Origin of the sequence: Rhodococcus sp. KBS0724, assembly GCF_005938745.2 — a bacterium.
GTDB lineage: Bacteria > Actinomycetota > Actinomycetes > Mycobacteriales > Mycobacteriaceae > Rhodococcus_F.
In genome coordinates this window covers 2126201-2141791 of the sequence record NZ_VCBX02000001.1, presented here as the reverse complement: position 1 = coordinate 2141791, position 15591 = coordinate 2126201, and the positions used below count along the sequence as shown (strand labels likewise).

Annotated in this window: 12 protein-coding genes; 8 read left to right on the top strand and 4 right to left on the bottom strand. The window is 61.9% G+C overall.

Annotated elements, in window-relative coordinates:
* The first annotated feature begins 109 nt into the window (after nt 1–109).
* On the top strand, nt 110–937 hold the full coding sequence (locus tag FFI94_RS09855) for an IclR family transcriptional regulator (protein WP_260683974.1): 828 nt from the start codon (nt 110–112) through the stop codon (nt 935–937).
* Between the two features lie 28 nt (nt 938–965).
* On the opposite strand, the gene FFI94_RS09850 is transcribed toward FFI94_RS09855, so the two are convergent.
* Both FFI94_RS09850 and FFI94_RS09845 read right to left on the bottom strand, forming a co-directional pair.
* Nucleotides 966–1604: a TetR family transcriptional regulator gene (locus FFI94_RS09850; RefSeq protein WP_260683973.1), complete on the bottom strand. Its 639-nt coding sequence runs from the start codon at nt 1602–1604 to the stop codon at nt 966–968.
* Between the two features lie 69 nt (nt 1605–1673).
* Entirely contained in the window at nt 1674–4943 is a 3270-nt protein-coding gene (locus FFI94_RS09845) for a protein kinase domain-containing protein (RefSeq protein ID WP_138872796.1), read from the bottom strand.
* 141 nt (nt 4944–5084) lie between these two features.
* Here FFI94_RS09845 and FFI94_RS09840 point away from each other — a divergent pair, with 141 nt between their 5' ends.
* Both FFI94_RS09840 and FFI94_RS09835 read left to right on the top strand, forming a co-directional pair.
* The gene (locus FFI94_RS09840; protein WP_138872795.1) at nt 5085–5924 is read left to right on the top strand and encodes an alpha/beta fold hydrolase; all 840 of its coding nucleotides are present in this window, start codon (nt 5085–5087) and stop codon (nt 5922–5924) included.
* Nucleotides 5925–5992: 68 nt separating this feature from the next.
* Nucleotides 5993–6814, top strand: a complete 822-nt coding sequence (locus tag FFI94_RS09835; RefSeq protein WP_138872794.1) for an acyl-CoA thioesterase II — start codon at nt 5993–5995, stop codon at nt 6812–6814.
* On the opposite strand, the gene FFI94_RS09830 is transcribed toward FFI94_RS09835, so the two are convergent.
* A complete protein-coding gene (locus FFI94_RS09830; RefSeq protein WP_138872793.1) occupies nt 6804–8165 on the bottom strand; it encodes an MFS transporter in 1362 nt (453 codons plus the stop codon). The two genes, FFI94_RS09835 and FFI94_RS09830, sit on opposite strands and share 11 nt — an antisense overlap.
* Nucleotides 8166–8264: 99 nt before the next feature.
* Between FFI94_RS09830 and FFI94_RS09825 the strand changes: the two genes are divergently transcribed.
* The 5 genes from FFI94_RS09825 (at nt 8265) to lysA (ending at nt 13762) form a co-directional block, all read left to right on the top strand.
* Entirely contained in the window at nt 8265–8831 is a 567-nt protein-coding gene (locus FFI94_RS09825) for a PadR family transcriptional regulator (RefSeq protein ID WP_138872792.1), read from the top strand.
* A complete protein-coding gene (locus FFI94_RS09820; protein ID WP_138872791.1) occupies nt 8828–10858 on the top strand; it encodes an NADPH-dependent 2,4-dienoyl-CoA reductase in 2031 nt (676 codons plus the stop codon). The genes FFI94_RS09825 and FFI94_RS09820 overlap by 4 nt, the downstream gene beginning before the upstream one ends.
* Nucleotides 10859–10877: 19 nt before the next feature.
* The gene (gene cmrA / locus FFI94_RS09815) at nt 10878–11681 is read left to right on the top strand and encodes a mycolate reductase (protein WP_138872790.1); all 804 of its coding nucleotides are present in this window, start codon (nt 10878–10880) and stop codon (nt 11679–11681) included.
* A gap of 172 nt (nt 11682–11853) precedes the next feature.
* Complete coding sequence (locus tag FFI94_RS09810) at nt 11854–12294, top strand: hypothetical protein (protein ID WP_138873700.1); 441 nt, start codon at nt 11854–11856, stop codon at nt 12292–12294.
* Between the two features lie 124 nt (nt 12295–12418).
* Nucleotides 12419–13762, top strand: coding sequence for a diaminopimelate decarboxylase (gene lysA, locus FFI94_RS09805; protein WP_138872789.1), 1344 nt, complete (start codon nt 12419–12421; stop codon nt 13760–13762).
* 19 nt (nt 13763–13781) lie between these two features.
* Here the strand turns inward: lysA and FFI94_RS09800 are convergent, their stop codons facing one another.
* A complete protein-coding gene (locus FFI94_RS09800) occupies nt 13782–15527 on the bottom strand; it encodes a helicase HerA-like domain-containing protein (protein WP_138872788.1) in 1746 nt (581 codons plus the stop codon).
* Between the last annotated feature and the right edge of the window lie 64 nt (nt 15528–15591).

Genomic DNA, 15591 nt, shown 5'->3' with positions numbered 1-15591 from the left:
CCCGGAGCTGAATCAAACCGACAGCACTCTATGCCAGAGTGACACAACGTGCCATACTAGTTTCGCCCACCGAGGCGCGGGGATGAAGCTGTTTCTTGAGGAGAAGACCGTGATAATTGACAACCTGGAGGCGCCGGATGCGCCGATCGCCGTGTTCGGTCGAATGTCGACGATCCTGGATGCGTTCGAAGACTCCGGACGCCTGACACTTCGCCAAGTTGTCGCACACGTAGGACTTCCTCGCTCATCCGTGCATCGAATGCTCGATCAACTGGTTGCCAAACGATGGTTACGGAAGGTCGGTCGTGAGTACGAGCTTGGTATGAGACTCTTCGAGTTGGGATCGACTGTGGTGCAGCAGAATCGACTGTACGCGGCAGCAATGCCACTACTGAGCGAACTGCACAGAATCAGCGGCATGGTCGTCCATCTGGGCGTCCTTGACGGCACCGACGTGGTGTATCTGGGGAAAATCGGCGGCCTACATGCGGCAGCCGTGCCCACTCGGGTCGGAGGTCGGATGGCCGCGCACGAAACCGCCCTCGGACGCGCACTCCTGGCGTACAGCGAAAACGCTTCCGCCGAGCGAGATCTGCCACAGTCGATACGCGACGATATCGAGCGCATTCGAGACTTCGGACTTGCTTATGAATCCGGTGTCACAGTCGCAGGATTGAACTGCATGGCCACCCCGATCGGACCTATCGGGAAAGCTGTTGCAGCAGTGTCTATTTGTGGACCTTCAAGTCGCCTGCGACTTGATCACCAGAGCGCGGTGCCGTTACTGACGACCGCAACAGCGATTTGGCAAGCGGTGGGTCAGTTCGGTGCGCGATCCCCCGAGTTCGGCAGGCGGGTGCGAACATTGCGCTCGATGCCGGCAGCGGTCGGCGCCTGGCCTTCCACATGTTTCATCGGCGATCTTGTCGAGTTGTGAACGGCCATCCACCTGAAATCACGCCACATCATGCGTGTGCATCCGTGTCCAATCCCGCGGTGAGTATACGGAGACATCTCACGGCGATATCTACCGGCTCATTTTCAGCGGATTCCGGTTCGGCGCCGTGCACCCACGCTGAAATTGCCATTCGCTGAGCGGTATTCGCTGCAACCGCAAACAGCTGAATCTCGAGGGGATCAGTGCCAGGGCGCATCCGGGTTTCCAGCACCGATATCAACTTGATCTCGGTGTCGTTCACTACCCGCAGCCATACATTGAGAAGTGCCGGGTCATGGACCACTACGCGGAGAAGGCGTCGCACCAGGGCGACATTCTCCGTAGACGTCCGGAGCTCGGTGAAAGAACGACGAGCCGCTTGCTCGAGTGTGACGCCGATAGATACTGAGGCAGGGGTTGATTCGATCAAATTCAACCAATCCCCGACCCCGTTCTCCAGCAACGGCGCGATTGCATCCTCTTTCGTACGGAAGTAGCGATAGAACGTGCGCAAGCCGACTCCCGATGCCTTGGCGATCGAGTCGGCAGTGACAGATTCGGCTTGTGCGTCGCTGAACAATTCAGCAGCACGATGAGAGATCTCCAGCCTGGTCGTCTCTTTGCGGCGTTCCGTCAAGGAAAGCTTGGATTGGTCGGATGCATCCACACCCCCCATTGTGGCATATCGTGCCACAATGACTCGGTACGCCCGAATGTGGCTGCAGGAGCTGCGCTGTCAATCCGTTTCGCCTTGCGTCTGTTCTACCACCCATGCCGCGACTTGAGCGCGCGTGTTGAATCCGAGTTTTGCGAGAACATGCTCGACGTGCCCTTGTGCGGTGCGGTGCGAAATCACCAGCTTGGTGGCGATCTCTTTGTTGGTCAGCCCTTGCGCGACCAGATCGGCGACCTGTTGCTCCCGTTTGGTGAGTTCGGATGCACCTCCGCTGGCCGGGGCAGAGTCAGGGGGCTGCTCTCCCAGCGCATACGCGACCGCGGCGTCGAACCGCATCTGCCGACCTCGCGTGCTGGCCGACCCGAAAGCCCTCTCACCCAACACACTCCGAGCCGCCCGCTCGGACTCCTCGCGATAACGGAGCAGGTCGGGAAACAAGACCGAGATGCCACCGAATTGAGCTAGTTTCTCTGCCGCACCCATCAAAACCGCGGCACGCTGAAAGATCCTTTTCTCGGCTTCGATCCAAGCGAGCACTTCTAGACACAGGGCGATCGACAGCGAATTGTTCGTCAGACTTGCCAGTCGCAGTGCTTGTTCGAGCAACTCCGTCGCCCGAACCTGTTCACCCTGGTGCCACACCGCTATGGCCATTGTCCACAACGTGTACGTGCGGAAGATCAATTCGCCTCGGGCCGCGGTGATTTCCAGAACGCGCTCGTAGCAGTGGATGGCCTGGGCGGCGTCACCGAGCAAATCGCAGGCTAGCCCGAGTGAATGCAATGCACCGACATGCACAGTGAGATCGTCATCGGGGTTGAACATGCCCAAGGTCGTCTCCAGGCTGGCGCGGGCGCGGGCCGCGTCACCGCTGAACAGTGCCAACATCCCTTCTGCAAGTGGGATGCGAGCAGCGATCACCGGATCGTCGATCATCCCCGAGAGAGCTCTGACCTGTTCGACGTGGTCGTTCGCTGCCTGCATATCTCCCGCCATCGCTGCACACATGGCGGCAGCGTAGAGCCCTTTGATTCGCCCGGCGGTCGGCCGCCCGGAATGCTTGGCAAGGAGTTGGTCGAACCACCCCCGCTCCTGGCCGTGCATACCTTGCGAACTCGTGATGTGGAACATCGCGGCAGCCATACGTAACCCGGCATCGGCCGCCGCCTGGTCGCCACGCGCGCAGAATTCCAGCGCCTCCCGCAAGTTGGCTTGTTCTCGTTCGAGTCGACCAAGCCACTCGAGCTGACGGGAGCTGATCCAATCCCCTTCCGCATCGAGCGCCCATTGCTCGTACCAATCACTGTGCCGCCGACGTAGTTTCAGCGATTCACCCAGTTGCTGCAGCTTCTCACGGCCGTACTCTCGCAATGTCTCGAGCAGTCGCAACCGCACCACTGACCCCTGTTCCTCTCGGATCAGGATCGACTTGTCCACGAGCGATGACAACGAGTCGAGCAAAGCGCCTGCCGGCTGATCGTCGCCACAGATACTCTCTGCGGCGTCGAGCCCGAATGTCCCGGCAAACACCGACAACCTGGCCCACAGTTGTTGTTCGGATGGTGTGCACAACTCGTAGCTCCAGTCGACGCTCCACCACAGCGTCCGCTGTCTGCTCGGTGTTCCACGGCTGCCACGGGTCAACAGCGCGAAACGGTCGGTCAGACGCTGCAAGATCTGATCGGGCGACATCGCAGGTAATCTGGCCGCCGCCAACTCGATTGCCAACGGCAACCCGTCGAGCCGGGTACAGATCTGTGCCAGCGTCGCCGCGTTGTCTTCGGTGACTTCGAATCCCTCAACGGTGACTGCGGCGCGTTCCGCGAACAGTGTCACCGCGTCATATCGGAGCGCAGTCCGCAGCGACGGCGTCATATCCGGTGCAGGAATCGTGAGTGGGGAGAGCAGCCGTACCCGTTCCCCTATGACTCCCAATGGTTCGCGACTGGTCGCAAGAATCCGCAGGCCGGGGCACGCCTGGATCAGCGGGTCGACCAACTCGGCCACTCCCTCGACCACATGCTCACAATTGTCGAGGACAAGGAGCAGGTCCCGAGCATGAAGGAAGTCGATCAGGACGTCCTGCACCGGCCGCGCCGGTTGATCCCGCACGCCCAGCGCGGACGCAACGACACTCTCCGTCAGGGATGCGTCGTGTACTTCACCCAACTCGATCAGCCGCACTCCATCCGAGAAGTCCTTCCGGACGGTCGACGCGACCCGCAACGCGAGACGCGTCTTGCCCACGCCTCCAACCCCGGTCAACGTCACCAGACGAGCCGCCGACAGCAGGCTCTTGAGCTCTGATACTTCCTTGCGGCGACCTACGAAGCTGGTCAGCTCCAAGGGAAGACCACCGGTGTTTCCCCGCCGCGCCGGAGCGGAATGCCTCGGGATCGGTGATGACGAATCGGCATGACCTTGCCCTGCCTCAGCGAGCAGCGCCATCTCGTCGACAGGCACGTTGTGGTTGCGTTGCAACTGCCGAAGTTCCTCGCCCACAGCGGCCGCGGTCGGCCGTTGTTCTGGATCGCGGGACATCGTCCGTTCCACCAACTCGGAAATATCGTCATCGACCCCGCTCTCGCGCAAGTCCGGTACCGGTTGTGTGGTCACGCGCAAAAACTGGGCCACCACCTGCTCACCGCTCAGTCGCTCGAAGGCTGCGTGTCCGGTGAGCGCACAGAACAATGTTGCTCCGAGTCCGTAGATGTCGGACGCTGTGCCTGATTTGGCCCCGCCGAGTACCTCCGGCGCAGTAAATGCCGGCGATCCGGCCACGGATCCCGTAGCGGTCTGAAAGCCGCCGGACACACGCGAGATTCCGAAATCGGCGAGGGCCGGTTCTCCGTAATCGGTGAAAAGGATGTTCGCCGGTTTGATGTCGCGGTGCACGATCCCGAACACGTGAGCAGTCTCGAGCGCACCCGCCATCTTCACCCCCAGCCGGAGGATTTCCTCCGACTCAAGCGGACCAAGTCGGCGAATTCGCGCCTCGAGTGAACCCTGCGTGCAATAGGGCATCACCAAATAGGGGCGGCCGCTGTCGGTGACCCCGACGTGAAGAACATTGACGATGTTCGGGTGGCCGGTGAGCCGGCCCATCGCCCGCTGTTCGCGCAGAAACCGTGCCACGTTCACGTCATCGAGGTCGGTGGTGAGAACCTTCACCGCCACCGTTCGGTCGAGCTCGGACTGCGAACACCTGTACACAACACCGAACCCGCCGCGTCCGACTACTTCAGCAGCGCCGAATCCCGCGGCACCCAACTCTTCCGCGATCGAGTTGACCACGTCGCGACTTGTGCGGAGCGGTTCCTCGTCGACCATCAGTCATCTACCCGGATTAACCACATGTGCTTTACCTTTCGCACACCCACCCTCAAGGGTATCGCCTGCTGAGATAACCGGCGGTCGTCGATTCAGCCCGAAGTGTGGTGCCGATCCCGATTTCCCTCGTACGGTGGCAGCATGTCATCCACGAATACGTTTCGGATTCCTGTCGGCGACCTGACCTTCGACGTCCTGATTTCCGGCCCTGACGACGGCATTCCCTTACTCGCGCTCCACGGATTTCCCGAAAGCGCCGCGTCGTGGGGCAAGGTGACTCCCCTACTGACTGCCGCCGGGTTTCGCGTCATCGCACCGCACCAACGGGGATACTCTCCCGATGCCCGGCCCGCCGGCGTCGACGCGTACCGCATCGAACACCTTGTTGCCGATACCGTCGGCCTGCTCGACGCCCTCGGTTTGCCTGACGCTCACCTTGTCGGTCACGACTGGGGATCCGCGGTGGCGTGGCAGGTTGCCGGGCGGCATCCTCACCGGATTCGCAGCCTGACTGCGATATCTGTTCCACACCCCACCGCCTTCGGTTGGGCGCTGCGCGAAGACGAGGATCAAAAGGAGCGTTCGTCGTACATCCGACTGCTTCGTCAGGAAGGGAAGGCGGAAAAGGTGTTGTCGGAGGACAACTTCCGCCGATTGCGTGCGATGTTCGACGGCCAGATCGATCCCGAATTCGCCGACGAACATATTCGAATCCTCAGCGGCGACGGGGCATTGACCGGCGCATTGAACTGGTATCGCGCTATGACTCGCGATTTCGGCGACCTAGCTCCCACCACGGTTCCGACGACGTACGTCTGGAGTACGGGCGACAGCGCACTCGGGCGCGCCGGAGCGGAACGATGCGGTGAATTTGTGGATGCGCCGTACGAATTTGTGGTTTTGGAGGGCGGTAGTCACTGGATACCCGAGGAACGTGCCGGAGAACTGGCGGACGCAATAATCCGGCGAGCGGGAGCCTGATCCGCCCCACACCTGAGGTTCTATGTATGTTGTCATACATACGTCGATTTCACCGTCAGGAGCTTGTCGTGACCACAACCGTTGCACCCCCGCATCCGTTTGATGCCGCCCTCGACCTGGAATCCATTACGCCAGGTCTCTCGACTGGGCACACAAGTGCCGCCTACAACAACATGGTCGGCCCGTTCGGCGGAATCACCTCGGCCACGTTGCTGGCCTCGGTTCAGCGGCACCCCGAGTGCCTAGGTGAACCGCTGTCGCTGACGGTCAATTTTGCGGGCCCGATTGCCGAAGGCCCGTTCGAGATCACTGCGCGCCCGGTGCGCACCAACCGCACGACGCAGCATTGGTGGATCGAACTCGCTCAGAACGGCACCGTCGCGACTACCGCAACAGCGGTGTTCGGCCTGCGCCGCGAGACCTGGGATTCCACGGAGATCGAGATGCCGGCGGTACCGGCTGCAGAAGATGTTCCCGCACAACCGTTCCCCGAGTTCATCGCCTGGGCCCAGAACTACGAAATGCGGTTTGTCGAGGGCGCAATCCCCGACTTGGAATCCGGCGAACATCCCGACTCCGTCTCGACCCTCTGGGTTCGCGACAGCCCGCCCCGCGCGCTTGATTTCTTCTCGCTGACCTCGTTGTGCGACGTGTTCTTCCCGCGAATATTCCTGCGCCGCGGAAAGATGGCCCCCGCCGGAACCGTCTCGCTGACGATCTACTTCCACGCCGACGCTGCGGCGTTGTCCCGGCAGTCCGATCGCTCCATCCTCGGGACCGCGCGCACCCAGCGTTTCGGTAACGGGTACTTCGATCAGTCCGCCGAACTGTGGAGCGCCGACGGCGAATTGCTCGCCACCACGCATCAATTGGTCTACTTCAAGGACTGACAACCTCCGCACTGTCACCTTCGGGCGCCTTGACCAGTGACAGGGCAGCGAGGCCCACGGCGAGAACTACCAGCAGCCCGACGATGCCGGCGCGGTCGGCACCGAACATCCACGCGAACAGGCCGAACAGTGTCGGCGCCAGAAACGACACTGCTCGGCCTGTGGTTGCATACAGACCGAAAAGCTGACCTTCGCGTCCGGGCGGAGTGATGCGCGCCAGGAACGTTCGAGCAGACGATTGCGCCGGCCCGACGAACAGGCACAGCGCAAGTCCGAAGATCCAGAACATCACCGGCCCGGACACCGCGATCAAGATCGCACCGACCACGATCATCGACGCGAGCGATACGGTGATGACCTGCTTGGGCCCGATCCGGTCGTCGAATCGCCCGGCCACCAAGGCACCGATAGCCGAAATGACATTGGCTGCAACGCCGAACAACAAAACGTCCGCCGCACTGATGCCGTACACGTTCACTGCAAGGACAGCACCGAAAGTGAACACCCCGGCGAGGCCGTCGCGGAACAGTGCGCTCGCAATCAAGTACCAGATAGTGCGACGGTCGACGATCCACAGTTCGCGCAAGTCGCGCCACAGCACGCGGTAGGAATCGAGAAACCCAGCCTTGGCCGCGCCCGGATCTGCGTCGGGCGTAGGCAACTCGGGCACCTTGAAAAATACCGGGATTGCGAAAATGGCAAACCACACGGCCGCAAGCAGAGCCACCATCCGGATGTTCAGGCCGCCGTCGGTGGTCAACCCCAGGAAACCCCGCGTGTCGCCGTCACCGACGATGAACCCGAAGTAGCAGAGCAGCAACAGAACAATTCCGCCGAAATAACCCATAGCCCAGCCGAACCCGGAAACCCGGCCCAGATTCTCCGGCGTCGACACCTGCCGCATCATGGCGTTGTAGGGAACTCCGGCGAGTTCGAAGATCACCGAACCGATGGCGAGGAGTACCAGCCCCAGCCACAGATACCGATAGTTGTCCTGGACGAAGTACAACCCGGCCATCGACAGGACGGTGATGCCGGTGAGGATCGCGAGTGACTGTTTACGCTTGCCGGACGCGTCGAACCGTTGCCCGGTGATCGGAGCCAGAATCGCGATGAAGAAGCCGGCGATTCCCAGCGCCCAACTGAGCCACGTTGTTGCCGATACCGAGCCGGGCAGATCGTCGCCAACCGCATCGGTGAGGTAGACGGAGAAGACGAAGGTCAAGATCACCGCGTTGAATGCGGCCGATCCCCAGTCCCACAGCCCCCACGCAACCACCTGACTCTTGGTTGCCGCGGCGCCTATCCCTGCGGGCGGTTCCGCCTGCGTACTTGTCGACTCTGCGCTCATGATCGCGAGCCTATTCGAGCGAGAGGGACAAAACAGTACAAGACTTTGGTGAGTATGCACTTGGTTGCATATGGAACGAGGTGCATACATACTTCACTCATGGCACTCGAACACGCGCTCCTCACCTCGCTGACCGAGCAGGAGGCGTCGGGCTACGACCTGACCCGTCGATTCGACAAGTCGATCGGGTTCTTCCACAGCGCAACCCACCAGCAGATCTACCGAATCCTCAAGCGGATGGACGACGCCGGTTGGGTCGAGGTGGAAACCGTCGCTCAAGACGGGCGCCCGGACAAAAAGGTGTATCGGGTCAGCAAGGCCGGCCGCGCGGAACTGACGCGCTGGATAGCCGAACCGTCCGAACCCAGCCATCTGCGTAACGAACTGGCCGTGAAGATCCGCGCCGCCGGTACTGCAGACATCCCCGCCCTTCGAGGCGAGGTCGCTCGCCACCGCGACGGCCACGCTTCCCGGCTCGACGTCTACCGACTCATCGAGAAACGCGACTTCCCCAATCCCGCAGCGCTATCCGGATCACCCCTGCACCAGTACCTCGTTCTGCGCGGCGGCATCCGCGTCGAAGAGGGCTTTGTCGACTGGTGCCAAGAGATCCTGGACGCGCTCCCCGGCCTCGACGACAGCTCGGAAGGACACCAGCAGCCATGACGACTCCGCAGTTTCCCCTCCTGTTCTCACCCCTCGACCTCGGGTTCACCACACTGAAGAACCGTATTGTCATGGGTTCGATCCACACCGGCCTCGAAGACCGCGCCAAGGACACCGACAAACTCGCCGAGTATTTTGCCGAACGCGCCCGCGGCGGAGTCGGATTGATCGTCACCGGCGGCTACGCCCCCAACCGCACCGGCTGGCTCCTTCCTTTCGGCGCCAAGCTGACCAACAAGATCGAAGCGCGCCGCCATCGCCGAATCACCACGGCGGTGCACGACGCCGGTGGAAAGATCGCGATGCAGATCCTGCACGCCGGCCGGTACAGCTACCAACCGTTCAGTGTGTCTGCGTCGTCGATCAAAGCGCCGATCAATCCGTTCCGGCCGCGCAAGCTCACCGATCGCGGAGTGCGCTGGCAGATCCGCAACTACGTCCGCTGCGCCGAGCTCGCTCAATCCGCCGGCTACGACGGCGTCGAAATCATGGGCGGTGAAGGCTATTTCATCAACCAATTCCTGTGCGAGCGCACGAACAAGCGTAAAGATCAATGGGGCGGTAGCTCCGAGAACCGTCGACGCATGGCCGTCGAGATCGTCAAGCGAACCCGCCGCGCCGTCGGCCCGAACTTCATCGTCGTATTCCGGCTGTCGATGGCCGATCTTGTCGAGGGCGGCCAGACCTGGGATGAAATCGTCACTCTGGCACAGGAAATCGAGGCCGCTGGTGCCACGATCATCAACACCGACATCGGGTGGCACGAGTCGCGGGTACCCACCATCGTGACCTCGGTACCCCGCGCCGCTTTTGTCGATATCACCGGCAAACTCGAAAAGCACGTCAGCATTCCGGTTGTTGCATCCAACCGCATCAACATGCCCGAGACCGCTGAGGAAATTCTCACCCGCGGCGACGCGCAACTGATCTCCATGGCCCGCCCGATGCTCGCCGATCCCGACTGGGCAAACAAAGCTCAACGGGGCGCATCCGATGAAATCAACACCTGCATCGCGTGCAACCAGGCTTGCCTCGACCACGCATTTGTTCGCAAACATGTGTCCTGCCTCCTCAACCCACGCGCCGGACGTGAGACGACGCTCGTCCTCTCCCCCACCCGTCGCAGCAAGAACCTCGCCGTCGTCGGCGCCGGCCCGGCCGGGCTGTCCGCAGCACTCAACCTTGCCGAACGTGGTCATTCGGTCACACTGTTCGAGGCGTCGGACAAAATCGGCGGACAGTTCGGGATTGCGCAGTTGATTCCCGGCAAGGAAGAATTCACCGAAACGATCCGGTACTACACCAGGCAATTGGAACTCGCCGGAGTCGACGTCAAGCTTGAAACGCGAGTCACTCCAGCCGATCTCATCGGAACATTCGACGAGGTAGTGGTAGCGACCGGCGTGACGCCACGTGTCCCGAACATCCCCGGCATCGAAAACCCGAAAGTTCTCACCTATGCCGAGGTAGTCCGCGAGGGTAAGCCAGTGGGCAAGACCGTCGCCGTGATCGGTGCCGGCGGTATCGGCGTCGATGTCAGCGAATTCCTCACTCACCCAACATCACCCACTCTGCACTTGAAGGAATGGAAGCAGGAGTGGGGCGTCACGGAACCCGAGATGGCACCGGGAGCGCTCACCACCCCCGTCCCCGAACTCTCCGAGCGTGAGGTCTACCTCCTGCAGCGCAAGCCCGGACGCATCGGCGCCGGCCTCGGCAAGACCACCGGCTGGGTCCATCGCGCTGCGCTGAAGAACAAAGGTGTGCATGAACTCTCCGGCGTGAACTACGAACGGATCGACGACGCCGGCCTGCACATCACCTTCGGCGAGAAGCACGAGAGGCCTCGCCTTCTCGAAGTCGACACGATCGTAATCTGCGCGGGACAGGAATCGGTGCGCGATATCGTCGACGAACTAACCGTTGCCGGCGTCGTGACCCACATCATCGGCGGCGCGGACGTAGCCGGTGAACTCGATGCAAAACGCGCCATCGAACAGGGCACACGACTAGCCGCGACGATTTGACCGGCTACGCTGACTGATCGTGAGCCTGCCGACACCCACCACCACATCCCGCGCCGTCGTGACCGGCGCCTCCTCCGGAATCGGAGAGGCACTGGCCACTGATCTGGCCTCACGCGGACACTCCCTGATCCTGGTCGCGCGACGCGGCGACGTCATGGAAGGTCTCGCCGAGACACTTCGCGCCAAGCACGGCGTCGACGTCGAAGTCCGCGCCTGCGATCTCTCGGACAGTGCGGCACGCGCCGTCCTGGTCGAGGAACTGGGCACCCGCGACATCAGCATCCTGTGCAATAACGCCGGTATCGCCACCTTCGGTCCGGTGGCGGAGCTCGATCCGAGCTACGAGCGCGCCCAGGTCGAACTCAACGCCGTCGCAGTTCACGACCTGACCCTGGCCGTGCTGCCCGGCATGATCGAACGCAAGTCCGGCGGCATCTTGATGGTCGGATCAGCCGCAGGCAACATGCCGATCCCCAACAATGCGACCTACGCCGCCACCAAGGCCTTCGTGAACACGTTCGCGGAATCCCTGCGCGGCGAACTCAAGGGCACCGGGGTCAATGTCACGCTCCTCGCCCCCGGTCCGGTTCGCACCGAGACCCCGGACCCGGCCGAGGCCTCCATCGTCGACAAGCTGGTCCCGGACTTCTTCTGGATCTCGAGCGAGTACACCGCCAAGGTCTCACTCGACGGCCTGGCCGAGAACAAGATGCGCGTCGTCCCTGGCATCTTGAGTAAAGCGATGTCGGTTGCCGGCGGTTACACCCCGCGCGCCGTGGTCGCGCCGATCGTGGGCACGTTCTACAAGAAGCTCGGCGGCTGAATTAGCCGAATTTCTCACTCCCGGCCATATCAGACCATATAGTCTGTAAATGGTCTCTCAGCGAGCACTGGCAGTAGGGGCAATCCTTCTCATGACCGGAGGGTTGCCCCTACTGCTACCTACAACAGCGAATGCGTGCTCGTGCATGTCCTTCGCAACCCCAGAGGAAGCAGTGAGCGTTTCGAGCACCATTTTCCTCGGGACTCCGACGGAGAAAACCTCGGACGGGTTCGAAGACACCTATCTCTTCGACGTCAGTCGCGTCTACAAAGGCGATGTCGCCTCGGTGACGTCGGTGGGAACACTCGCCAACGGGAATGGTTGTGGCACAAGCTACGTAGTCGGAACCGAGCAATTGATGTTCCTCTCGGCGCCCTACGACGTCGACGCCGAATTCGAGGGACACAGCTGCGGGCCTTATACCGGAACCGATTTCGACGTCCAGAAGACCGTCGAAGCGGTCTACGGCGCCGGATATGTGCCGGAAACCGGCGGAACGCCGTCCGTTGCGGTGTATGTCGACAAGACTGCTGCTGTTGTTGGAGGTGTCGCAGTGGTGGCAGTGCTCGCCGGGCTGGGTTGGTTCGGTTGGAAGCGGAGACGGCGGGCATAGAAGAACGCCGTCAAACTCAGCCGCTTCCCCGTCAAGTACCCGTCAAGACGAGGTCCACCGGAGCCGTTTCGGAGTAATCCTGAAGGTAGCCCCGCACCGAGCGGGTCACTTTCAGGAGATCGACGTGACGCTTCTCGATATCTTCCCGTCCCTACGCAGCGCAATGACACCGCGCTTGGATCCGGCCTTGTGGCCCATCAGCACTCATCACGATCAGAGCGGCCGCATCTGCATCGGCGACGTGTCCCTCGACGAGATCGCCGACCAGTACGGAACTCCCACCTATGTCGTCGACGAGGCGGATGTGCGCCACCGCTGCCGGATGTACCGGGAGATCTTCCCCGACGCGGAAATCGTGTACGCGGGCAAGGCACTCATGATTCGGGCGATGGCAAAATGGGTCTCCGAAGAGGGACTGGGCGTGGATGTCTGCTCTGCCGGGGAACTCACCATTGCACTGACGGCAGGCATGGACCCGGCGCGAATCATCCTGCACGGCAATGCAAAGTCTGTCTCCGAGCTCAGAGCAGCCGCCAACGCCGGTGTCGGCCGGATAGTTCTCGACTCCCACAGCGAAGCACTACGGCTGGCATCGGTATGCACGCGGGAACAGAAAGTGCTGATCCGAGTCACACCCGGTGTCGACATTCACGGGCACAAGGCGGTAACCACCGGCGTCGTCGACCAGAAGTTCGGCCTGCCGGCATTCTCCGAGGAATTGGATCGTGCGGTCGCCGCCGTCAGCGCAGCACCCCACCTCGAACTAATCGGCCTGCACTGCCATCTCGGCTCGCAGATCACCGATCCCGAACACTTCCGCCCGGCGATAGGCACGATGATCGCCCAGATGGACGACATTCGTCGCACACACGGGATCATCCTCACCGAACTCGACCTCGGCGGTGGACACGGAATCGCGTACATCCCGGGCGACGCACAACTCGACCTGACTCGACTGGCAATCGTTGTCGACGAATCACTCGACGACGCCTGCACCCGAAATCGCTTCCCCCGACCCGAAATCGTGCTCGAACCCGGCCGGGCCATCGCTGCGCGGGCCGGGGTCACCCTGTACCGCGTGGCGAACATCAAAACCGTCAGCGGCGGAAGAACATTCGTCTCCGTCGACGGTGGTATGAGCGACAATCCGCGAGTGTCGTTGTACAACAGCCGCTACGACGTCGAATTGGTCAACCGACATTCGAATGCACCGCTCGAGGAAGTGACCGTCGTGGGGCGGCACTGCGAATCGGGAGACGAAATTTCCGTCGGCATACAACTTCCCGCAGATCTCCACGAAGGTGATCTGTTGGGAGTGCCGTGCACCGGCGCCTATCACCACAGCATGGCGTCCACATACAACAGCGTGTGCCGGCCGCCGGTGATTGCCGTACACGGCGGCGTCGCACGACCACTGATCCGACGCGAATCGATCAACGACCTGCTCGCCCGCGAGGTCGGTATCTGAACTCGCGGGCGTCGAATTTTCAGCGCCTGCGGCGGCTTCCGGTCCCGAAAATGCTTCGTGAGATCTCCCGGCCGGCAGCAGATGCCGCCGATTTGAGGAAACTCTTGACGGCGGAATTGCCGAGAATCTGCTCGGCAATGTTGGGTCCATCCGGCTCGACAGGTGGAGGCGGCGGAAGCTGCGACAGATCCGGTAGCGGCGGCAGATCCAGCGACGGGTCTGCCGTGGGTGCCCCGGCCACCTTCGCTGTCAGTTTCTCGTACGCCGATTCACGATCGATGGTCTGGCCGTACTTCTGGTAGAGCGGACTCGACGCGGCCGCAGCCTTGATGGCGTCGTTGCCGATCGTGTCCATCAAGGAGCGGGGTGGACGAATCTTGGTCCAGGCCACCGGCGTCGGCGCCCCCTTCTCCGAGAGGACGGTAACGATAGCCTCACCGGTTCCCAACGATGTGAGAGCCTTCTCCAGGTCGTAATGCTCCGTCTTCGGGTAGGTGCGAACCGTCTTGTTGAGCGCCTTCTGATCGTCCGGAGTGAACGCGCGCAAAGCATGCTGCACCCGCGCACCCAGCTGCGACAGAACAGAATTGGGGATATCGGTGGGCAACTGCGTGCAGAAGAACACGCCGACGCCCTTGGAACGAATCAGCTTCACGGTCTGCTCGACCTGCTGGAGAAAGGCCTTCGACGCGTCGGCGAACAAGAGATGGGCCTCATCGAAGATGAACACCAACTTGGGTTTCTCCAAGTCCCCTTCCTCCGGCAGGGTCTGGAACAGGTCTGCCAGTACCCACATCAGGAAGGTGGAGAACATCGCAGGCCGCGCGGCCTGCGCGCCGAGTTCGAAGAGTGTGATGACGCCGGCGCCACCGACTACCCGCAGCAGATCCTCGGTTTCGAGTTCCGGTTCACCGAAGAAGGTGTCGCCGCCGTCAGCCTCGAGATTGACCAAAGCGCGCAGGATGACCCCGGCCGTAGCCGTGGATACGCCGCCGATCCCCTTCAGATCTGCTTTGCCTTCGGCACTGGTGAGATGCGCAATGACGGAACGCAAGTCCTTGAGATCCAACAACGCAAGACCCTGAATGTCCGCCCAGTGGAAAATCAATCCCAGCGTGGACTCCTGAGTCTCGTTGAGGCCCAAAACCTTACTGAGCAGGATCGGCCCGAAACTGGTGATCGTGGCGCGGACCGGAATCCCGATACCGCCGGTTCCCAGCGACAGGAATTCGACGGGCATCCCGGACGGAGTCCAGTTGTCGTCGCCCGTCTCGACAGCGCGGGCCGTGATCTTGTCGTTGCTCTCACCGGCTTTCGACAATCCCGAGAGATCACCCTTCACATCCGCCATCACGACGGGCACACCCGCTGCTGAGAGTTGTTCCGCGATGCCCTGCAATGTCTTCGTCTTACCCGTACCGGTTGCACCGGCAATCAAGCCGTGACGGTTCACGGTGGCCAAGGGAATGCGCACCCGGGCGGCGGGATCGGCAACTCCGTCGACAACGATCGACCCCAGCTCCAGTGCCTGCCCCTCCGACGCATAGCCCGTAGCGATCTCGACAGCGGCACCGGACGGAGCGGACTGCGTCTCCGTGCCCTCCGCAGCAGCACTCTCCGCAGCTAGGGCCTCACGCTCGGCATCCTCGGCGGCTTGTGCGGCCTCGGCAGCAACCCGAGCAGCTTCGGCAGCGGCCGCCTTGGCCACTTTCGCCTTCTCGGCCGGCGTGAGCGAAACAGCACTGTCCTTGGGATCCACGGTCATACAAGGCCCTCCTCATTTGCACTACAAAAGAAGAATTACGCGCGTCGACTGTCACCGCAGACCT

Bases quoted from the DNA above. Each gene is read 5' to 3' on its own strand.
- FFI94_RS09845 (WP_138872796.1), bottom strand. From the start codon at position 4,943: ATGGTCGACGAGGAACCGCTCCGCACAAGTCGCGACGTGGTCAACTCG.
- FFI94_RS09840 (WP_138872795.1), top strand. From the start codon at position 5,085: ATGTCATCCACGAATACGTTTCGGATTCCTGTCGGCGACCTGACCTTC.
- FFI94_RS09830 (WP_138872793.1), bottom strand. From the start codon at position 8,165: ATGAGCGCAGAGTCGACAAGTACGCAGGCGGAACCGCCCGCAGGGATA.
- FFI94_RS09825 (WP_138872792.1), top strand. From the start codon at position 8,265: ATGGCACTCGAACACGCGCTCCTCACCTCGCTGACCGAGCAGGAGGCG.
- FFI94_RS09820 (WP_138872791.1), top strand. From the start codon at position 8,828: ATGACGACTCCGCAGTTTCCCCTCCTGTTCTCACCCCTCGACCTCGGG.
- FFI94_RS09800 (WP_138872788.1), bottom strand. From the start codon at position 15,527: ATGACCGTGGATCCCAAGGACAGTGCTGTTTCGCTCACGCCGGCCGAG.